A 20,482-nucleotide genomic window follows, 5' to 3' on the forward strand; every position below is an offset into this window, starting at 1 on the left:
GGTTTCCATGCAGGCGTCCGTCCCTCCCCCTCTCTTCTCTACCGATCGCCCCTCGTCCGTTCGCGGGGGGTGGCGGCGGCGCGCCGGGGTCTTCGCGTCCGTCCTCGTGCTCGTCGCCGCGCCCGCCGCGCCCGCGGGCGCCGACACGCACGGCAAGCCCCGGGGCCGCGCGGGTGCCGGGCCCACGTGCTCCGGAACCGCCGCGCCGGCCTTCGGCACCGCCTCGCAGAACCCCGCTCTCAACGGCAAGTTCACGTCCTACGGAAACAGCAACACGCTGCTGGACGACTGGACCGGCGCGGACACGACCTACTCGCTGAAGCTCTCGGACGGGCGGATCGTCTACGCCTACTCCGACACCTTCCTCGGCAAGGTCAACGCGGACGGCTCGCGGCCGGTCGTCGTCGAGGAGGGCGGGACGACCCCGTTCATCAACAACTCGTTCGTCGTCCAGGGCGCGGGCGGGGGGCTCACCACCGTGCACGGCGGGACGGCCGCCGCCCCGAAGGCGGTCATGCCGCCCGCGCGGCCGGCCCACTGGTACTGGGCGGGCGACCTCACCCAGAGCGGGTCGGAGGTGCAGCAGCTCTACCGCGAGTACTACGACCCCGACCCCGACAACGGGACCGGGTGGGACATGAAGTTCAAGGACAACGTCCTCGCCCGGTTCTCCAGCGCGAACCTCGCCGCGCCGACCGTGCGGGCGATGCCCTCGGCGTCGGGCGTGCAGTGGGGGTCGGCGCTGCTCAGGGACGGCGGCTACACCTACGTCTACGGCACCGAGGACTACACCGACCCCCAGACGCAGGTGAACACCAAGTACCTGCGCGTCGCGCGGGTCAGCGGCACGGACCTGCGGGGCGCCTGGCAGTACCGCACCGCGAGCGGCTGGTCGTCCGCCGAGACGGACTCGGTGCGGCTGATGAGCGGGGTGTCGAACGAGTTCAGCGTCACCAAGCGCGGATCGCACTACATCATGGTCAACCAGGACGCGAACATCGCCTTCGGCGGTGAGATCGACGTCTGGCTGTCGTGCTCGGCGGCCGGGCCGTTCAGCGGCGAGCGGACCGTGTACCAGACGCCCGAGACCGGGCCCCTCGGCTCCTACGGCGACCCTGACATCTTCACCTACAACGCCCACCAGCACGCCGCGCTGTCGTCCAGCGGCACGCTGGTCATCTCCTACAACGTCAACAGCCTGGACACCACCGCCGGCCCGGCCAACGACAACTACCGGGATGTCAGCATCTACCGGGCGCGCTACATCAACCTGCCGGTCACCGGCTAGCACGAGGCCGCGGTGCCGTCGTCCCGTCCACGGCGGTACCGCTTCCCGCGCCCCCGGGTGACCTCCCGCCCGGGGGCGCGTCCCGTCCGCCCCCTCGGAGGTGCCGACCATGCCCCTTGACGCCGAACTCGCCGCCGCGCTCGGCGGCATGCCCTACGTCGGGCTCGCGGATCCGGTGCGGGCCCGCGCCGCCATGAACGATCTGGTGCGCGCCCTCGCTCGGCCCGCGGGTGAAGGGAGGGCGGTCGTGGAGGACCGGCTCGTCGCCGGCGGGGTGCCCGTGCGGATCTACCGGCCGCGCGAGACGCCGGCGCCCGTGCTCGTGTACTTCCACGGCGGCGGGTTCGTGACCGGCGGGCTGGAGAACGAGCACGAGCGGTGCCTGCGGTTCGCCGGGGAGGACGGGATCGCGGTCGTCTCGGTCGACTACCGGCTCGCGCCCGAGCATCCCTTCCCGGTCGGGTTCGAGGACTGCTACGCCGCGACCGTGTGGGCCCATGAGCACGCGGAGGAGTTCGGCGGGGACGCGGAGCGGGTCGCGGTCGGCGGCGGGAGCGCGGGCGGGGCGCTGGCCGCCGCCGTGGCGCTGCGGGCGCGGGACGAGGGCGGGCCGCCGCTGGTGTTCCAGATGCTGCTCTACCCCGTCCTGGACGACCGGATGGCCACGCCGTCGATGCGGGCGTTCACCGAGCCGCCGCTGTTCAACAGCGGCGACGTGCGGCACATGTGGCGCCACTACCTCGGCGGGCGGGCGGACGTCCCCGCCTACGCCGCCCCGGCACGGGCGGAGGACCTGAGCGGCCTGCCGCGCGCCTACGTGCTCGTTCCCGAGCACGACCCGCTGCGGGACGAGGGGCTCGCCTACGCGCACCGGCTGATCGTCTCCGGGGTTCCCACGGAACTGCACCATGTGCCGGGCGCCTGCCACGGTTTCGACGGCATCATGTCGGCGCGGCTCGGGCGGCTCGCGTTCGAGGAGGAGCGCGCCGTCCTGCGGCGATGTCTGTCCGGGAGGGGCTCTCCGGAGGGTGGACACGCCAATCGCTAAGTGATTAGATGACTTTACTTCTTGGGAACGAGGTGGCGATGTCACAGGATGTGGCCCGGCCGAGCCTGGCGGACGCCCTCACGGAGCGCATGCTGGACCTGATCAGGTCCGGCGGCCTGCGCGCCGGCGACCGGCTGCCGTCGGCGCGGGAGCTGTCCCAGCGCTTCGCGGTGACCACCCCGACGCTGCGGGAGGCGCTGCGCCGCCTGGAGGCGACGGGGGCGATCCAGCTCCGGCACGGGTCGGGCATCTACGTGGGCGCCGACCTCGAACGCGTGGTCATCCCCAACCCCAACGTCCGGGAGCTGGAGGCCGACCGGCTGCTCCAGCTGCTGGACGCGCGGCTGCTCATCGAGCCGCCGCTGGCCGGACGGGCGGCGCGGCGGTCGCGGCCCGCCGACATCGAGCTGCTCCGGGCCCTCCTCGACCAGGCGGGCGCGGACCTCGGCACGGACGAGCCGGAGGCGGAGACCCGCCTGCACAAGGCGAACATGGCCTTCCACCGGGAGGTCGCCGGCGTCGCGGGCAACTCCGTGCTCTGCGAGGTCATCGACTCCCTGCTGTCGGTGCACGCCTCCGAGCAGCGCGCGATACAGCGGATCTTCGACGACCGCGTCCGCGACTTCGACGAGCACACCGCGATCCTCGCCGCCATCGAGGCGGGCGCGGAGCGCGACGCCGAGTCGCTCATGCGGTCCCACCTCGCCGACGTCAAGCACGTGATCGAGCAGCGGCTCGCCTGAGCGGGCCGTCCCCCCGCCGCCGGTGAGAGCGCCGCGCGGCCGGTTCACCCTTCTCCGATTCCATCCTTCGACCACCCCGATCGGGCATCGCCGCCCGATGAAGGAGGCTCACCATGGTGCCGTCCAAGCGACTCCAGGTGACCGCGCTCACCGTGGGCGCGCTGCTGCTCGCCGCCGGCTGCGGGTCCGGCGACTCGGGCGGGAGCAGGTCCGAGCTCAAGCTCTACAACGACAAGGGCGCGTGGAAGCCCTTCTTCGCGCAGATGGGCGCCCTCGGCAAGCAGCAGACCGGCCTCGGCATGACGCCGGTCGGCTACACCGACGAGCCGACCTACACCGCGTTCATCAAGACCTCGTTCCGCACGAACGTCAAGCCCGACCTGTTCACCTGGACGACCGGCGGGCGCCTGGAAGAGATCGTCAAGCAGAACCAGGTCGCCGAGACAACGAAGATCTGGCAGGACGCCATCGGCAGCGGCGACCTCACCGAGGATCTGAAGAAGTACTACACCGTCGACGGCAAGCAGTACTGCGTCCCCCTGAACACCGCCTACTGGGGCATGTTCTACAACAGGAAGGTCTTCGACAAGTACGACCTGAAGCCGCCCACGACGTGGGCGGAACTGGAGAAGACGGCGCAGACGCTGAAGTCGAAGGGCCAGGTGCCCTTCAACCAGACCACCCCGACGTCGCTGTTCTCCTTCGCCTGGTTCGAGCAGATCCTCGCCGGCACCGACCCCGACCTCTACGAGCGGCTGTCGAAGGGCCAGGCGTCCTACACCGACCCCGGCGTCGTGAAGGCCATGGAGCGCTGGAAGTCGATGATCGACGCCGGGTGGTTCAGCAAGCCGGGCGACAAGTCCGACCCCGCCGACCACTTCAAGTCCGGCGACGCGGCCATGGTCATCAACGGCACCTGGTTCAACACGAGCATGACCCAGCGCGGCCTCAAGCAGGGCAGGGACTACGGGTTCTTCTTCATCCCGAACGCCGACCCGGCGCTGCCCAAGCGGTCGCTGGTGTTCGAGAGCGGCCCGCTGTGCTCGCTGCGCAAGGCCCCCGACGCGGCAGCCAGCACCAAGTACCTCAAGTGGTGGGTCACGCCCGCCGCGCAGGAGAAGTGGGCGAACGCGCGCGGCGACGTGTCCGGCAACCCGAAGGTCAAGGTCGCCGACCCCGAGCTGGACAAGGTCACCAAGGAGGCCGCGTCGGGCGGCAACCGCCTGGTCCTGCGCTACTTCGAGGCGGCGCCCGCGCCCGTGCTCACCGAGGCGCTCAGCGGCTTCGACAAGTTCCTCAACAAGCCGGAGACCTACATGGACGTGCTCAAGGGCATCCAGAAGGTCAACGAGGACTACTGGAAGTCGCACTGATCCATGAGCACGCACAAGGCCACCGCCGACCGTCCCCAGCTGACGGTGGTGCCTCCCGGGGGCGGTGGGCGCCGCAGGGCGTCCGCCGCCCGCCCCGGCAAGGGGTTCGCGCTGCACGGCCGGTTCCGGCACGTCTACATCTCGCCTGCCGTGCTGTTCGTCGCCGTCCTGCTCTACCTGCCGTTCCTGTGGACGGCGTACCTGAGCTTCACCAGCTACGACGGGCTGGCCTCACCCGAGTTCACGGGCCTCGACAACTACAGACGGCTCCTTGAGGACGACGCGCTCGTCACCTCGATCCGCAACACGCTGCTGTGGGTCGCCGGCACCGTCGTCCTGCCGGTGGGGCTCGGCCTGCTCGTCGCCGTCCTGTCCTACGACCTCAGGCGGGGCGCCTGGTTCCGGCTGCCGTTCCTGCTCCCGTACGCCATGTCGGGCGCCGGCCTCGGCGTCATCTGGGGCTTCATCCTCCAGCCGGACGGGATGGCGAACCAGGTCCTGACCCTGTTCGGGATGCCCGGCGGCGACACCGCGTTCCTTCAGGACGGCCCCCGCAACACCGTCGCCATGATCGTGGTGTGGACGTGGCAGCAGCTCGGCGTCAACATGCTGCTGTTCGTCGTCGGCCTCCAGTCGATCCCCAAGGGGCCGATCGAGGCCGCCCGCATCGACGGCGCGTCCGGGTGGGCGATGTTCCGGCACGTCATCTGGCCGCTGATGCGCCCGATCACCACCGTGGTTTTCGGTCTCGCGCTCGTCGCCGGCCTGAAGAACTTCGACATCGTGTGGGTGATGACGCAGGGCGGTCCCGGACGCTCATCCGAGACCCTCGCCGTGACCATGTACCGGGACGTGTTCGTCGCCAACGAGTACGGCTACGGGTCGGCGGTCGCGGTCCTGCTCACCACCGTCACGGGCCTGGCCTCGTACGTGTACCTGCGCCGCCAGGCGAGCAGGGAGGAGATGCCGCGATGAGCGGACCCGGACTCGTCCACGTGCGCCGCGCCGTGCTGGCGGTGCTGGGCCTGGTGTGGCTCTTCCCCACCTACCTGATCGTCGCGAACGCGGTGCGGCCCGCGGGCGACTACGACCCCTCGGACGCCGTGAGGCCGCCGTCCTCCATCGGCCTGTTCGACAACATCGCGCAGGCCTGGGACCGCACCGCCGTCGGCGACACCCTGCTCAGCACGCTGCTGTACAGCGTCGTCTCGCCCGCGCTGGCCGTCCTGATGGGCGCGCTCGCCGGGTACGCGATCGTGGTGCTGCGGCTCAGGCACGGCTTCGCCTGGTTCGTGGTCATCTTCGCCGGGACGGTCGTGCCGTTCCAGATGCTGCTGGTGCCGCTGTTCGTCGGCTACAGCAAGGTGGCGCTGTACGACGGCCGCCTCGGGCTGATCATCATCTACTCGGCGGTCAACGTGCCGCTGGCCGCGCTGGTGATGCGCAACTTCTTCGGCAACGTCGCCGTGTCCATCTTCGAGGCGGCCCGGCTGGACGGCGCCTCCACCTTCCGGATCTTCTGGCGGATCTACCTGCCGCTGTCGGCCGCGGCCCTCGCCGCGGTGTTCATCCTGGAGTTCACCTTCGTCTGGAACGACCTGCTGTTCGGCCTGACGCTCTCGCAGTCGCCGGCCGTCCGGCCCGTGTGGGCCGAGCTGTCCGCGCTGACCACCGACGTCTACGCCGGGACGCCGGTCCCGATCGCGCTGGCCGCCGGCCTGGTGGTCTCCCTGCCGACCGTCGCGATCTTCCTCGCGACCCAGCGCCTGTTCACCCGAGGCCTCACCCTCGCCCAGTTCTGATGGCTCCCGACAGAGAGATTGACGCATAACGATGACGAGTCGCCTGCTGCAGGCGAGCCTCGGCTCGCCCGACTACGACGGGATCCGCGACGCGCTGCGCCAGGACACCTCCACCGAGGTGCTCGCCGTGCGCGGGCTGTCGGTGCGCGCCGCCGTGCTGCCGCTGTTCAGGCGGGACGAGGGCGGCGCCCTCCTCCAGGCCGTCCGGCTGACACTGTCCGGCGGGGGCCCGGTGGAGGCGGTCCTCAAGGACGGCGACGCCGAGGTCGCGTCCGCGACGGCGGAGGACGGCGGCGCCACGCTGCTCGTTCCCGAGGTGGACGCCCCCCGCCGCCTCACCCTGGAGGTGCGCGACTCCGGCGGGCTCGTCGGGGCCGCGCCGCTCGACGTCACCCCGCAGCGCAAGTGGAACGTCTTCGTCGTCCACCACTCGCACCTCGACATCGGCTACACCGACACGCAGGGCACCGTCCTGCGGCACCACCTCGACTACCTCGACGCGGCGCTGCGGCTGGCGCGCGAGACCGACGGGCGGCCGGACGACGCGCGGTTCCGCTGGTCGGTCGAGTCGTCCATGCCCGCGCTGCGGTGGCTCGCGACCCGCCCCGACGACCAGGTCGCCGAGTTCGCCGAGCGGGCCCGCGCGGGCGACATCGAGGTCACCGCGTTCCCGATGCAGCTGCACACCGAGGCGTGCTCGACCGAGGAGCTGTACCGGCAGCTCCGCTTCGTCGAGCAGCTGCGCCGCGAGCACGGCATCGAGGTCCGGTCGGCGATGCACACCGACATCCCGGGCGCGGTCGTCGGGACGGTCGACGCCCTCAACGCGGCCGGCGTCCGGTACCTCGCCGCCGCGCACAACTGGGCGGGGCGCTCCGTCCCGTACATCACGGGCGGCGACCGGCTCGCCCGCCCGTTCCGGTGGCGCTCGCCGGGCGGCGGCGAGCTGATCGTCTGGTTCACCGACACCCCGCACGGCATGGCCTACATGGAGGGCAACACCGTCGGGCTCGTCGACGGCTACGACCTCGCCGAGGACCTGCTGCCCCGCTACCTCGGGTCCCTCGCCGACCGGCCCTACCCCTACGGGCCCGGCACGTTCGGCTGGTACGCCGCGCCCGGCCAGGTCGGCGCCGCCAAGGACCCCGACTTCCTGGACGCCGTCCACCTGCGCGTCCAGGGCGCGCACGCCGACAACGCCGGGCCGTCGATCGTCCCCGCCGACATCGCGCACCGGTGGAACGAGACCTGGGCGTACCCGCGCCTGCGGATGGCCACCAACGCCGACTTCTTCGAGTACGTCGAGGAGCACCACGGCGACCGGCTCCAGACCCACGAGGGGGACTGGACGGACTGGTGGGCCGACGGCCTCGGCTCCGGCGCCCGGCCGCTCGGCTACGTGCGGCGGGCGCAGAACGTCCTGCGGGCCGCCGAGACGCTGCACGCCCTCGCCGACGAGCGCGGCGGCGAGGGCGCCGGCGCGTCCCTGTCGGCCGGCAGGGCGATCGACGAGGCCTACGACCGGGCCGCGCTGTTCGACGAGCACACCTGGGGTGCCGCCAACCCGTGGGAGGACGCGGAGGAGGGCGGCGACTCCGGCGGCCTGCAGTGGACCCGCAAGTCCCAGGTCGGCTACCAGGCCCACGACGACGCCCTCGACCTGCTCCAGGCCGGCGCGCGGCGGATCGGCGCGACGTTCGGGGCCGCGCCGGACGCGCTCGCCTCGTTCCTCGTCGTCAACCCCGGCACGGCCGCCCGCACCGACGTGGCCCGCGCGTTCCTGCCCCGCGACGTCGTCGCCGTGGACGTCCCCGTCGCCCTGGTGGACGCCCGCACCGGCGAACGCGTCCCGCACCGCGAGGAGGAGGTCGACCCGGACGAGTGGCCCACCCGCCCCATCGGCCGCCACCTGGAGGCGGTCGTGCCGGACGTCCCCGGCCACGGCCACGTCCGGGTGGACGTCGTCCGCGCCGGGACGGGCGCGCCGGAGCCGGTCGACCTCGGCTTCGACGGCACGATCGAGAACGAGTTCTACCGGGTCGTCTACGACCTGAGGGAGGGGCACATCGGCTCGGTCTTCGACAAGACCGCCGGCCGCGAGCTGGTGAACGCCGACGCCGTCGCCGGGTTCGGGCAGTACGTCTACGACCGGTACGCGACCGCGCCCCACTTCAACCACATGTCCGGGCACATGCTCGTGCACGACAAGACGATGCTCGGCGACCGTGCCGTCGCCACCCACGCCACCGTCACCGAGTGCAGCCGGACCCCCGCCGGGGAGCGGCTCGTCGTCGAGCTGCACGGCAAGGGCGTCGACTGGCTGCGCACGACGATCGACCTGTACGCGGGGGTGCCGCGCGTGGACGTCCGCTTCCAGCTCGGCAAGCAGCCCACCGCGGCCAAGGAGGCGGTCTTCTTCGCGTTCCCGTTCGCCGTGGACGGCCCGCCCGCCGCGTGGGAGCTGACCGGCGGCGTCGGCGGCACCGGCGTCCCGAGCGTCCCGGGATCGGCCGAGCACATGCGCCCGATCCGCCACTGGGTCGCCTTCGAGGACCCCGAACTGACCGTCGCGTGGGCGACGCTGGAGGCGCCGCTCGTCCAGTTCGGCTCCATCCACATGCCCTACGCGCCGTTCCCGCCCACGCTCGACAACGAGGACGGCACCGTCTACTCGTGGGCGCTGAACAACATCTGGGACACCAACTTCCCGTCCCAGCAGCAGGGCGAGACCACGTTCCGGTACGCGCTCGCGTCCGGCGCGGCGGGCTCGGGCCGCCGGCTCGGCGCCCGCACGGCCGCCGGGATCACCGACCCGTTCGTCGCCACCCTCGCGACCGGCGACATGCCCGCCGCGGATTCGGGGACCTTCCTGCGCGTGGACGACCCGGACGTGCTCGTCACCTCCGTGGGCCGCGCCCGCGACGGCGGCGGGCTGGCCGTCCGGCTCCAGTCCCTCGCCGCGGGACCCGTGGAGACGGGCCTGCACGTGCCGGGCGCCACCGGCGCGTCACTGAGCGGCGGTCTGGAGCGTGACCCGGCGGAGCTGCCTGTCCGGGACGGCACCATGACGGTGCGGCTGCCCGCCTGCGGCGTCGCCACCGTCACGGTTCGGCGTTGAGTACGGATCGGGGACACATGAAGATCACAGGTATCCGCGCCACCACGGTCACCGTGCCGCTGGAGGCCCCCCTCCTGCACAGCAACGGCGCGCACTGGGGCCGCTTCGTCCGGACGATCGTCGAGGTCGAGGCCGACAACGGCCTGGTCGGGCTCGGCGAGATGGGCGGCGGCGGGCAGAGCGCCGAGGCCGCCTTCGAGGCCCTCGCCCCGCACCTGGAGGGCCACGACCCGTTCGAGCTGGAGGCGCTCCGCTTCAAGATCGCCAACCCGACGGCGAGCCTGTACAACAACCGCACCCAGATGCTCGCCGCCATCGAGTTCGCCTGCCTCGACCTCGTCGGCCAGCACCTCGGCGTCCCGGTGCACGACCTGCTCGGCGGACGCATCCGCGACTCCGTCCCGTTCGCGTCCTACCTGTTCTACCGCTACCCGGGCGCGGGAGGCTCGCCGGAGGTCCGCACCCCCGAGCAGCTCGTCGAGCACGCCCGCGCGCTGAAGGACGCGCACGGGTTCACCGTCCACAAGCTGAAGGGCGGGGTGTTCCCGCCGGGCCACGAACTGGAGTGCTACAAGGCGCTGGCCGGCGCGTTCCCCGGCGACCGCCTGCGCTACGACCCGAACTCCGTGCTGAGCCTGGAGGAGGGCCTGCGGTTCGGGAAGGCCATCGAGGACCTGCCCAACGACTACCTGGAGGACCCCGTCCTCGGGCTGGAGGGGCTGCGCCTCGTCCGCGAGCGCGTCAACGTCCCGCTCGCGACCAACACCGTCGTCGTGAACTTCGAGCAGCTCGCCGCGAACGTGCTGCGCCGCAGCGCGGACGTCGTCCTGCTCGACACCACGTTCTGGGGCGGCATCCGGGCGTGCGTGAAGGCCGCCGGGGTGTGCGAGACGTTCCAGATCGGCGTCGCCGTCCACTCCTCCGGGGAGCTCGGCATCCAGCTCGCCACCATGCTGCACCTCGGCGCCGTCCTGCCCAACCTCACCTACGCCGCCGACGCGCACTACCACCACCTCGCCGACGACGTCATCGAGGGCGGGCCGATGCGGTACTCCGGCGGAAGGATCCCCGTACCGTCGGGCCCCGGCCTGGGCGTCCGCCTGGACCGCGACAAGATGGCCGAGTACGCGGAGCTGTACAGGGAGCTCGGGGGCTACCCCTACGACCGCGACCCCGGCCGCCCGGGCTGGTACCCGCTCGTCCCCAACGACCGGTGGGCCGATCCCGACGCCGCACTGCCGCCGCTCGATTAGCCTGCCACGTGTGATTCGTTACGCGACGGACGGCGACGTCCCGGAGATATTGCGGCTCATCCGCGAGCTGGCGGAGTACGAGCGCGCCCCCCACGAGGTGAAGGCGACCGAGGACCAGCTGCGGGAGCGGCTGTTCGGCGACGACCCCAGGGTCTTCGCCCACGTCGCCGAGCACGACGGCCGGGTCGTCGGGTTCGCCGTGTGGTTCCTCTCGTTCTCCACGTGGAACGGCACGCACGGCATCTACCTGGAGGACCTGTTCGTCGAGCCGGAGTACCGCGGCCACGGCTACGGCAGGGCGCTGCTCACCGAGCTGGCCCGCGTCGCCGACGACCGCGGCTACGGGCGCGTCGAGTGGTCGGTCCTCGACTGGAACGAGCCGGCGATCGGGTTCTACAAGGCCCTCGGCGCCCGCCCGCAGGACGAGTGGACGGTGTACCGCCTCACCGGCGACGCCCTCACCCGGGCCCCCCGCTCCGGCGGCTGACTTGCGTCCGGTACCGGGGTACGGGCCTACGGTCGGTCCATGGAGCTTCAGCGGGTTCCGGCCGGGCCGGACGACGATGGATGGGCGCCGGAGGCGTGCGCGCTGCCGACGGCCGAGCGGCCGTTGCGGGTCGCCGAGTTCGACGCCCTGTTCGCCGAGGAGGTGACCGCCGTGCGGCCCGCCGGGACGGGCCGGGTGCGGATGGAACTGCGCCCGGAGCCGCGGGCCGCCGCGCGGGCCGCCGAGCTCGCCGCCCGGGAGACGGGCTGCTGCTCGTTCTTCACCTTCACCCTCGTCGCGACCGGCGGCGCGCTGGCCCTGGAGATCAGCGCCGGCGACCGCCGCACCGCGGTCCTGGACGCCCTGGCGGCCCGCGCCGCCCGGATGGCCGCCCCCTGACACGCCGCCGCCCCCTGACACGCCGCGAGGGCCGTCCGGCAGCGGACGGCCCTCGCGGTGAGCTGGACGCGCTCAGCCCTGCTTGGTCTCCCAGAAGATCTTGTCGATTTCGGCGATCTTCGCGAGCAGGTCCTCGGCGGCCTTGGTGTCCATGCTGCCCTTGGTGCCGGCCGCCCCGGCGAGCTTGGTGGCCTCGTTGAACAGCTGGTGCAGCTGCGGGTACTTCTCGAAGTGCGGCGGCTTGAAGTAGTCGGTCCACAGCACCCAGAGGTGCTCCTTGACCAGCTGCGAGCGCTGCTCCTTGATCAGGATCGCCCGGGCGCGGAACTCCGGGTCCTCGTTGGCGGCGTACTTCTCACAGATCGCCTTCACGGACTCGGCCTCGATCCGGGCCTGCGCCGGGTCGTAGACGCCGCACGGCAGGTCGCAGTGCGCAGACACCGTGGTCTTCGGGCGCAGAAGATTGAGCAACACCTGCTAGTCCCTTCCCTCGTTGCGGATCATGCTCAGGTCACCGACATTACCCTTGTGCACCGGGGCCCGTCCGGGCAGGGCACTCGGTAATTCGGCCTAAGACCCGGGCCGTCCGGCCCGGAACCTCTCCAGCAGTGTTTGTGACCGCCGCCCGGCGAAGTATGCGGGCCGACGAGGAGGACCATGCGGACCCGGACCACGGTGCTGTGCGGCCTCGCGGGCGCGGCGGCGCTCGCGCTCGCGGGAGCGCGCAGGCTCGCGGTCGTGGAGGTCAGTGGCGACTCGATGCTCCCGGGCCTGCGGCCGGGGGACTGGCTCGTCGTCCGCGACGGCGCCCGTCCCGCCCCGGGCGACGTGGTCGTGGCCGAGCACCCGGAGCGGCGCGGCCTGCTCATCGTCAAACGCGTCGCGCACCGAACCGCTGGCGGCTGGTGGCTGGAGAGCGACAACCAGCGGGCCCCGGGCCGCCAGGACAGCTGGGACTTCGGCCCCGTCCCCGACGCCCTGGTGAGGGGACGCGTCATCGCCCGCTACTGGCCCCTCCCGCGCCTGATCCCGCGACGGGACGCGAAGACCTGAGCCGCCCGCGTCCCGCGGAGCCGGGGCCGAACCGGCCGAAAGTACGACCACCGCCGGCGTGAACCGTGCTTTGGGTCGGTGCCCCGAGGCGGCGCCGCCGACGACGATGCCGTCATGCCACTTGAAGATCCGGTCCCGATGCTGCACGCCGAGGGACTGACGAAAAGGTACGGACGCCGGGAGGCGCTGAGCGACGTCGATCTGCGCGTTCCGGCCGGTCGCGTCGTGGGCCTGGTGGGTCCCAACGGGGCCGGCAAGTCGACGCTGCTGAACCTGGCCTGCGGACTGCTGGAGCCGACGTCGGGCTCGCTCCGCGTTCTGGGGTCCCGCCCGGCGGCGAGCGCCGCGCACCTGGCCAAAGTCGGGTTCGTGGCGCAGAACACGCCGGTGTACCCGTCGTTCAGCGTGGCCGACCACCTGCGCCTTGGGGCGCGCCTGAACCCGTCCTGGGACCAGGGGCTGGCCGAACGGCGCATCGGGCAGGTCGGGCTGAACCCGAACCAGAAGGCGGGACGGCTGTCGGGCGGTCAGCGCGCGCAGCTGGCGCTGACCGTCGCCGCCGCCAAGCGGCCCGAACTGCTGATCTTCGACGAGCCGGCCGCCGCGCTGGACCCGCTGGCGCGCCAGGGGTTCCTGGCGAACCTGATGGAGTTCGTCGCGGAGCTCGGCGCCAGTGCCGTGCTGTCCTCGCACCTGCTCGGCGACATCGAGCAGGTCTGCGACTACCTCATCGTGCTGTGCGACTCGCGGGTCCAGGTGGCCGGCGACGTCCGTGACCTGCTGGCCCGCCATCACCGGCTGGCCGCGCCCGGCGGCGGCCCCGGGCCCCTGCCTGCGGGGGTCGAGGTCGTCCGCGAGGAGCACGGCGGCGCGGTGGTGCGCACCGGGCTTCCGGCGTCGGAGCTTCCGTTCCGGGCCGGGCCCGTCACGCTCGAAGAGCTGGTGCTCGCGTACATGTCGCGGGCGGGCGCGCCCGCCGCCCAGGTCCGGGAGGGAGCACGATGATCTGGTTGAACTGGCGCCAGTTCCGCCTCCAGGCGATCGCCGGCGCGGCCGGGCTCGTCCTGATCGCCGCCTATCTGCTGTACCTGGGCATGGACATCCGGGACGCGCACGACGCCTACCGGTCCCGGTGCGGCGACGCCGCCGCCTGCGCGCAGGCCGCCGTCCAGTTCCAGGGCGCCTACCGGAACACGCTGCTGTTCCTGGCCGCCGGGCTCCAGCTGATCGCCGTCGTCATCGGCGTGTTCTGGGGAGCACCGCTCATCGCCCGGGAACTGGAACTCGGCACCCACCGGCTGGTGTGGAACCAGAGCGTGACGCGCGGCCGCTGGCTGATCGGCAGGATGGCGTTCGTCGGCCTGGCCGCGATGGTCCTGACGGGCCTGGCCGCGCTGCTGCTCACCTGGGCCGCCTCCCCGTACGACGAGGTCGCCGCCGACCGGTTCGGGACGATCGAGTTCGGCGCCCGCAACATCGCCCCGATCGGCTACGCCCTCCTCTCCTTCGCCCTCGGCACCACCGTCGGCCTGCTCGTCCGCCGGACGCTTCCGGCGATGGCCGTCACGGGCGCCCTCTTCCTCGTCGTCCAGTTCGCGGTGCCGAACCTGGTGCGACCGCACCTCATGCCGTCCGAGAAGACGTCCCTGCCGATGACGGCGCAGACCGTCAACCAGGCCAGGAACCTGGGCAGTATCACCGGCGCCCCCGTCATCGGGGGGCTGCAGGTGCCCGGCGCACCGGACGCGTGGATCAGCGAGACCAGCCCGCTGCGCACCCGGGACGGACGGACGCTCAGCGCGAGCAAGTTCAACGCGTGTCTCGACACCCCGGCGAAGACCGGCGCGGGCGGAACGTTCGGCGACACCGCCGTGTGCCTGTCCGCCCTCGACCTCCACGTCGACGTCGAATACCAGCCCAGCGGCCGCTACTGGAGCTTCCAGCTGGCCGAAACAGGGTTGTACCTATTGGCCTGCGCACTCCTCACCGCCGTTTCGCTGCGGCGCGTCCGGCGTGCGTGAAGCGACGATTCCCGACAGCGAAACCAGGTCTCTCATGTCGCTTGCGAACAGTCATCAGAATGGTTCCGGCGGGTCTCCGGCGAAAATGGACGCGCTGGTCAACGCGGGGCTGGGCGTGGTGTTCGCCCTGGGCATCGCCCTCACGGCGTTCATGCTCATCCGCAGCTGGGGCGGCGCCTCCTGGCTCTACACCACCGCCGTCGCGGTGGTGATGTGCGGGCTGGCGCTGGTCCGGCGGCGAGGCGCCTGGCCCGCGGCCGCGGGCGTCGCCGTGGCGGCCTGTGCGGTGGGGGTCTCCATGGCCGCCGCCCTGCCGCAGGAGCCGTCCCCGGCGGCGGCGCTGGCCCTCGCCGTGCTCGTCGGCTCCTCGCTCAGAGTGCTGCCGCTGCCGACGGCCGCCGCCGTCGCCGCGGGCGGCGTCGCAGTGGTCGCGCTCGCCTGGTTCTCGGGTCCCACGTCCTCGACGGCCTCGACGGCCCTGGCCACGGTCCTGGTGGCCGGCGCTCTCGTGGTGGGGCCGCTGCTTCGCGCGTTCGCCCCCGTCCGGTAGCGATGGGACGCGACGTGGACGCGCCGGGCGCGGACGCGCCCGGCTGGGCCGCCGGACGGTGCGTCGATAATCTGGCCCGCATGACCGATCCGGGTGCGTGGGGCCGGGGCGTCTCCGTGGCCGGGCTGGCCGCCGTGTTCCTCGCGGCGATCACCGCGCAGGCCGTCGCCATCACGCGGAGCTGGGGTCCCTGGTACTGGGTGCCGGGCGGTGTCGCCGCGGCGGCGGTGTGCGTCCCGGCGCTGCTGGGGCTGCGCAGGCCGCTGTGGCCGGCGGTCGCCGGGTTCGGCCTCGCGGCGGCGGCCATCGCCGCCGTCCGCGCGGCCGGTCCCGACCTTCCCGCCGAACCGAGCCCGGCGATGGCCCTCGGGCTGGCGGTGCTGACCGGCTCCGCGATCCGGAGCCTCCCGCCGGCGCCGGCCGCCGCCGTCACGGCCGCCGGACCAGTGGTGATCATCGCCGGTCAGTTCGCCGCGGGCCCGCCCGCCGCCGGCCTCGCGGCGGTGACCGCGCTGGACGGCCTGGTCTGGTCGGCCGCCGTCGGCGCCGGGCTGGCGGTGCGGCTGCTGGACGCGCGGGCGCGCGGGCGCGCGGGGCGGGTCCGCCGGGACGAGCGGCTGGAGCTCGCCAGGGAACTGCACGACGTCGTGGCCCACCACATCACGGGCATGGTCCTCCAGGCGCAGGGCGCCCAGGTCGTCGCGCGGCGGAACCCGGAGCAGGTGAGCGGGTACCTCGGCGAGATGGAGGCCGCGGGCACCGAGGCCCTGGCCGCGATGCGGCGGGTCGTCGGGCTGCTGCGCGACGCCGACGACGCGGCGCCCGCGTCCCCCGGGCCGGAGCGCCTCGGCGCGCTGGTGGAGCGTTTCCGCGGGCAGGGCCCGGAGGTGCGGCTGAGCCTGCCGGACGGGCTCGCGGACGACGCATGGCCGCCGGAGGTGACGACCACCGTGTACCGCGTCGCCCGGGAGGCGTTGACGAACGTGCTGCGGCACGCACCCGGGGCCCGGTCCGTCACGGTCACCGTCGGGCAGGGCCCGGAGGGCGTCACCGTCGAGATCGCCGACGACGCCCCGGACTCCCCGGCCCGGCACCCGCATCGCGGCGGTTACGGACTGATCGGCATGCGCGAACGCGTCGAGTCGCTGGGGGGCTCGCTGCGCGCCGGACCGCGGCCCGGCGGCGGCGGCTGGTCCGTGCGGGCCGCCCTGCCCGTCCCCGCGGGGCGGTCCCGGTGACCATCTCCGTCCTCATCGCCGACGACCAGGCGATGGTCCGCCGCGGGCTGCGGCTGATCCTGGAGGACCAGCCCGACATCAGCGTCGTCGGGGAGGCGGCCGACGGGGCCGAGGCGGTCGACCTGGCGCGGCGGCTGCGCCCGGACGTGTGCCTGGTGGACATCAGGATGCCCCGGCTCGACGGCATCGCGGTGACCCGCGCGCTGGCCGGGCCGAAAGTGCCCGACCCGATGCGGGTCGTCGTGGTCACCACGTTCGACCTGGACGAGTACGTGTACGGGGCGCTGCGCGGCGGCGCGGTCGGCTTCGTCCTCAAGGACGCCGGGCCCGCGCTGCTCGTCGAGGCGGTCCGCGCCGCCCGCAACGGCGAGGCGCTGGTCTCGCCCGCCGTCACCGTCCGGCTGCTGCGGCACCTGGCGGCCGCCGCGGCCCCGCCGCGCGCCGTTCGGCCCCCGCCCCTGTCGGACCGCGAACTCGAGGTCGTCCGGGCCCTGGCGCGCGGCCGCACCAACCAGGAGATCGCGGCCGAGCTGTTCATCTCGCTCAGCACCGTCAAGAGTCACCTGTCGGGCATCCAGAGCAAACTGGGGGTGCGCAACCGGGTCGGGATCGTCACCTGGGCCTGGGAGAACAACCACGTCGACCCGTCCTGACGAGGGCCTGACGGCCCTGCGGCCCGTGTTCCGGGAGTGGAACACGGGCCGCCGGGAGCGTCAGACGCGGGCGACGCCCTCCTCGCGGGCCTTGGCGGCCACCGCGGCCGTGACGGCCGGGGCGACGCGGTCGTCGAACGGGCCGGGGACGACGTAGTCGGCGGTCAGGTCGTCGCCGACGATGCCGGCCAGGGCGTTCGCCGCCGCCAGCTTCATCCCCTCGGTGATCGTGTGGGCCCGGACGTCCAGCGCGCCGCGGAAGATGCCGGGGAAGGCCAGCACGTTGTTGATCTGGTTCGGGAAGTCGCTGCGGCCGGTCGCGACGACCTTGGCGTGCCGGCGGGCGACCTCGGGGTGGACCTCGGGGGTCGGGTTGGAGAGGGCGAAGACGATCGCGCTGTCCGACATCGTGGCGACGCACGACTCGTGGACGGTGCTGCCGGACAGGCCGATGAACACGTCGGCGCCGCGCAGCGCCTCCTCCGTGGAGCCCTTCAGGTGCGAGCGGTTGGTGATCGCGGCGATGCGCTCCTTGACGGGGTTCAGGCCGTCGCGCCCCTCGTGGATGATGCCCTTGCTGTCGGACAGGGCGATGTCGCCGATGCCCGCCTCGATCAGGATCTGCGAGACCGCGATGCCGGACGCGCCCGCGCCCGCCACGACCGCGCGCAGTTCCGACAGCGGCTTGCCGACGAAGCGCGCCGCGTTGGTGAGGGCGGCGAGCGCCACGATCGCGGTGCCGTGCTGGTCGTCGTGGAAGACGGGGATGTCGAGGGCGGCGCGCAGCCGGTCCTCGATCTCGAAGCAGCGGGGGGCGCTGATGTCCTCCAGGTTGATGCCGCCGAAGCTCGGGGCCATCCGGATCACGGTGTCGACGATCTCGTCCACGTCCGTGCAGTTCAGCGCGATCGGCACGGAGTCGACGTTCGCGAACTCCTTGAACAGCAGCGACTTGCCCTCCATGACGGGCATGGACGCCGCCGGGCCGATGTCGCCGAGCCCGAGCACCGCGGTGCCGTCGGTCACGACGGCGACGACCTTGGAGGTCCAGGTGTACTCGTAGGCGAGCTCGGGGTTGTCGGCGATGGCGGTGCACACGCGGGCGACGCCCGGCGTGTAGGCCAGCGAGAGGTCGTCCTTGTTGCGGACGGGAATGGTCGAGCGCATCTCCAGCTTGCCGCCGCGGTGCAGCGGGAAGGCCGGATCGTCGTCCAGTGAGGGTGGTTCAGTGGGAATGGGCTCAGCAGCCACAGCGACCCCTGTCTGTGAAAGTTGGCTTTCTTGAGATGCCGCCGCGTGGTGGTGTGGTGTGGCCGGTCACCCGGTGGATCTCGCGACGCACGGGGGTCACCCGTTGTCTGATTGTGCCACAGGGGGTCGGGCCCGCCCGGGGGCCGGGGTGGGTGGTGACCGTCACGTGACCGTGCCCACACGGTGGTGGGTCGGTCGCGTTGCGTAGGGCATACCCCTTGAGCGCTGGCGGATCCGGGTTCGCCTCGTTGCGTGATTGTTTCGCACCCTTTATCCAGATCAGGGACGTTGTGCGCCAAACTATGCACCTGACCTTCGGATCTACGCGGATCCGACGAAACCACCAGGAGGGGGACCAGTGACCACCGGTTCTCTGCGCCGCCGCGCCCTCGCGGCGAGCGCGCTCGTACTGACGGGCGCGCTCGCGCTGTCCGCATGCGGCGACAGCAACGACTCCGGCGACTCGGGCTCCGCGGCCTCGAACACGAGCGTGGACAGCAAGCTCGCGGCGATGGTCCCGGCCGCGATCAAGAGCGACGGGAAGCTCTCGATCGGCACGGACGCCTCGTACCCGCCCAACGAGTCCGTCGACCCGGCCTCCCAGAAGATCGTCGGATGGGACGTCGACCTCTTCAACGCCGTCGCGGCCAAGCTCGGCCTGAAGACCCAGTACAGCAACGCGGGCTTCGACACGATCATCCCCGGCGTCCAGTCCGGCAAGTACGAGGCGGGCGTCTCCTCCTTCACCGACACCAAGGAGCGCGAGGGGGCCGTCGACTTCGTCACCTACTACTCGGCCGGAACGACCTGGGCCGTGCTGAAGGGCAACCCGAAGGGCGTCAACCCCGACGACGCCTGCGGCAAGTCGATCGGCGTCCAGCAGGGCACCGTGCAGGTCGACGACCTCGCGGCGCGCAGCAAGAAGTGCACCGACGCGGGCAAGCCGGCCATCAAGAGCGTCGTCCGCAAGCAGCAGACCGAGGTCAACAACGACCTCGTCGCGGGCAAGGTCGACGGCATGGCCGCCGACTCGCCCATCGTCGGCGACGCGGTGAAGAAGACCGGCGGCAAGCTGGAGATCATCGGCCAGACCTACGACACCGCGCCCTACGGGTACGCGATCGGCAAGAACTCCGGCCAGCTCAAGGAGGCCGTCCAGGGCGCGCTGAAGGCGCTGATCGCCGACGGCACCTACAAGAAGATCCTCACCGACGCCGGGGTGGAGAGCGGCGCGATCACGGATCCGAAGATCAACGGGGCGCAGAGCTGATCGCATGACGGTCGACAACGACGCCGGCAAGGGGCGGCCTGAGGCGATCAAGGCCGTCCCCGTCCGGCATCCGGGGCGCTGGCTCGGGGCGGCGGTCGTCCTCGTGCTGGTCGCCATGTTCATCCACTTCCTCCTGACCAGCAAGGCGCTCGACTGGTCGGAGCAGTGGAAGTACCTCTTCTCGGATCCGGTGCTCAAGGGCGTCCGGAACACCATCTGGCTCACCCTCGCCGCCATGGTCGGCGCCGTCGTGCTCGGCATCGGGCTCGCCCTGATGCGGCTGTCGGCCAACCCCCTGCTGAGCGGCGCCGCCTGGGTGTACCTGTGGTTCTTCCGCGGCACGCCGCTCTACACGCAGCTGCTCATCTGGGGCGCGATCGGCTCGCTGTTCCCCACGGTCGGGATCGGCATCCCCTTCGGCCCCGAGTTCGACACGTGGAAGACGCAGGAGCTGGTCAACGCCGCGCTCGCCGCGTCGCTCGGGCTGATCCTCAACGAGGCCGCCTACATGGCCGAGATCGTCCGGGCCGGCATCCTGTCGGTGGACGAGGGCCAGCAGGAGGCCGCGAGCGCGCTCGGCATGTCCCGGATGCAGACGATGCGGCGGATCGTGCTGCCGCAGTCGATGCGCGTCATCGTCCCGCCGACGGGCAACGAGGCGATCTCGATGCTGAAGAACACCTCGCTCGTCGTGGCCGTCCCGTACTCGGAGCTGACCTTCACCGCGCAGACCATCTACGCCAGCACGTACAAGATCATTCCGATGCTGGTGATGGCCTGCCTGTGGTACCTGCTCATCTCCTCGCTCATGATGATCGGGCAGCACTACCTGGAGCGGTACTACAGCAGGGGCACCAGCAAGGGGGCGGAGGCCAGGCAGCGGCTCCGCTTCCGCGGCGGAGGAGGCGGCCAGTGAGCGGAGGCGAGGACATCGT

Annotated in this window: 20 protein-coding genes; 18 read left to right on the top strand and 2 right to left on the bottom strand. The window is 72.2% G+C overall.

Going from position 1 to position 20,482, the window contains the following annotated elements:
- Positions 1 to 7: 7 nt before the first annotated feature.
- The 10 genes from BKA00_RS37480 (at position 8) to BKA00_RS37525 (ending at position 11,511) form a co-directional block, all read left to right on the top strand.
- Positions 8 to 1,288, top strand: a complete 1,281-nt coding sequence (locus tag BKA00_RS37480; protein ID WP_221493457.1) for a DUF4185 domain-containing protein — start codon at positions 8 to 10, stop codon at positions 1,286 to 1,288.
- Between the two features lie 109 nt (positions 1,289 to 1,397).
- A complete protein-coding gene (locus BKA00_RS37485; protein WP_185033229.1) occupies positions 1,398 to 2,336 on the top strand; it encodes an alpha/beta hydrolase in 939 nt (312 codons plus the stop codon).
- Positions 2,337 to 2,374: 38 nt separating this feature from the next.
- The gene (locus BKA00_RS37490; protein WP_185033231.1) at positions 2,375 to 3,079 is read left to right on the top strand and encodes a FadR/GntR family transcriptional regulator; all 705 of its coding nucleotides are present in this window, start codon (positions 2,375 to 2,377) and stop codon (positions 3,077 to 3,079) included.
- A 113-nt stretch (positions 3,080 to 3,192) separates the two neighbouring features.
- Complete coding sequence (locus BKA00_RS37495; RefSeq protein ID WP_185033233.1) at positions 3,193 to 4,452, top strand: ABC transporter substrate-binding protein; 1,260 nt, start codon at positions 3,193 to 3,195, stop codon at positions 4,450 to 4,452.
- Positions 4,453 to 4,455: 3 nt separating this feature from the next.
- Positions 4,456 to 5,427: a carbohydrate ABC transporter permease gene (locus BKA00_RS37500; protein ID WP_185033235.1), complete on the top strand. Its 972-nt coding sequence runs from the start codon at positions 4,456 to 4,458 to the stop codon at positions 5,425 to 5,427.
- On the top strand, positions 5,424 to 6,254 hold the full coding sequence (locus BKA00_RS37505; protein WP_185033237.1) for a carbohydrate ABC transporter permease: 831 nt from the start codon (positions 5,424 to 5,426) through the stop codon (positions 6,252 to 6,254). Before BKA00_RS37500 ends, BKA00_RS37505 begins: the two co-directional genes overlap by 4 nt.
- Positions 6,255 to 6,285: 31 nt before the next feature.
- Positions 6,286 to 9,372, top strand: coding sequence for a glycoside hydrolase family 38 N-terminal domain-containing protein (locus BKA00_RS37510; RefSeq protein ID WP_185033239.1), 3,087 nt, complete (start codon positions 6,286 to 6,288; stop codon positions 9,370 to 9,372).
- 17 nt (positions 9,373 to 9,389) lie between these two features.
- Entirely contained in the window at positions 9,390 to 10,625 is a 1,236-nt protein-coding gene (locus BKA00_RS37515; RefSeq protein ID WP_185033241.1) for an enolase C-terminal domain-like protein, read from the top strand.
- Between the two features lie 10 nt (positions 10,626 to 10,635).
- A complete protein-coding gene (locus BKA00_RS37520) occupies positions 10,636 to 11,112 on the top strand; it encodes a GNAT family N-acetyltransferase (protein ID WP_185033243.1) in 477 nt (158 codons plus the stop codon).
- Between the two features lie 39 nt (positions 11,113 to 11,151).
- Positions 11,152 to 11,511, top strand: a complete 360-nt coding sequence (locus tag BKA00_RS37525; protein ID WP_185033244.1) for a hypothetical protein — start codon at positions 11,152 to 11,154, stop codon at positions 11,509 to 11,511.
- A 72-nt stretch (positions 11,512 to 11,583) separates the two neighbouring features.
- On the opposite strand, the gene sodN is transcribed toward BKA00_RS37525, so the two are convergent.
- Positions 11,584 to 11,985 carry a superoxide dismutase, Ni gene (sodN, locus tag BKA00_RS37530; RefSeq protein WP_185033246.1) on the bottom strand — a complete coding sequence of 134 codons (402 nt, stop codon included), beginning with the start codon at positions 11,983 to 11,985 and terminating at the stop codon, positions 11,584 to 11,586.
- Positions 11,986 to 12,168: 183 nt separating this feature from the next.
- Here sodN and sodX point away from each other — a divergent pair, with 183 nt between their 5' ends.
- The 6 genes from sodX to BKA00_RS37560 all read left to right on the top strand — a co-directional run bounded on the left by sodX (position 12,169) and on the right by BKA00_RS37560 (position 17,026).
- Positions 12,169 to 12,564: a nickel-type superoxide dismutase maturation protease gene (sodX, locus tag BKA00_RS37535; protein WP_185033248.1), complete on the top strand. Its 396-nt coding sequence runs from the start codon at positions 12,169 to 12,171 to the stop codon at positions 12,562 to 12,564.
- A 114-nt stretch (positions 12,565 to 12,678) separates the two neighbouring features.
- Complete coding sequence (locus BKA00_RS37540; protein ID WP_185033250.1) at positions 12,679 to 13,569, top strand: ABC transporter ATP-binding protein; 891 nt, start codon at positions 12,679 to 12,681, stop codon at positions 13,567 to 13,569.
- Positions 13,566 to 14,585 carry an ABC transporter permease subunit gene (locus BKA00_RS37545; RefSeq protein ID WP_185033251.1) on the top strand — a complete coding sequence of 340 codons (1,020 nt, stop codon included), beginning with the start codon at positions 13,566 to 13,568 and terminating at the stop codon, positions 14,583 to 14,585. The genes BKA00_RS37540 and BKA00_RS37545 overlap by 4 nt, the downstream gene beginning before the upstream one ends.
- Positions 14,586 to 14,670: 85 nt before the next feature.
- A complete protein-coding gene (locus BKA00_RS37550) occupies positions 14,671 to 15,135 on the top strand; it encodes a metal transporter (protein ID WP_185033253.1) in 465 nt (154 codons plus the stop codon).
- A gap of 80 nt (positions 15,136 to 15,215) precedes the next feature.
- A complete protein-coding gene (locus tag BKA00_RS37555) occupies positions 15,216 to 16,373 on the top strand; it encodes a sensor histidine kinase (RefSeq protein ID WP_185033255.1) in 1,158 nt (385 codons plus the stop codon).
- On the top strand, positions 16,370 to 17,026 hold the full coding sequence (locus BKA00_RS37560; RefSeq protein WP_185033257.1) for a response regulator transcription factor: 657 nt from the start codon (positions 16,370 to 16,372) through the stop codon (positions 17,024 to 17,026). Before BKA00_RS37555 ends, BKA00_RS37560 begins: the two co-directional genes overlap by 4 nt.
- Before the next feature lie 60 nt (positions 17,027 to 17,086).
- Here the strand turns inward: BKA00_RS37560 and BKA00_RS37565 are convergent, their stop codons facing one another.
- Complete coding sequence (locus BKA00_RS37565; RefSeq protein WP_276530151.1) at positions 17,087 to 18,277, bottom strand: NAD(P)-dependent malic enzyme; 1,191 nt, start codon at positions 18,275 to 18,277, stop codon at positions 17,087 to 17,089.
- A gap of 358 nt (positions 18,278 to 18,635) precedes the next feature.
- Between BKA00_RS37565 and BKA00_RS37570 the strand changes: the two genes are divergently transcribed.
- Together BKA00_RS37570 and BKA00_RS37575 are read left to right on the top strand one after the other, a co-directional pair.
- Positions 18,636 to 19,547: an ABC transporter substrate-binding protein gene (locus BKA00_RS37570; protein ID WP_185033259.1), complete on the top strand. Its 912-nt coding sequence runs from the start codon at positions 18,636 to 18,638 to the stop codon at positions 19,545 to 19,547.
- A gap of 4 nt (positions 19,548 to 19,551) precedes the next feature.
- Complete coding sequence (locus BKA00_RS37575; protein ID WP_185033261.1) at positions 19,552 to 20,463, top strand: amino acid ABC transporter permease; 912 nt, start codon at positions 19,552 to 19,554, stop codon at positions 20,461 to 20,463.
- Positions 20,464 to 20,482: the final 19 nt, after the last annotated feature.

The organism is Actinomadura coerulea (genome assembly GCF_014208105.1).
Classification (GTDB): domain Bacteria; phylum Actinomycetota; class Actinomycetes; order Streptosporangiales; family Streptosporangiaceae; genus Spirillospora; species Spirillospora coerulea.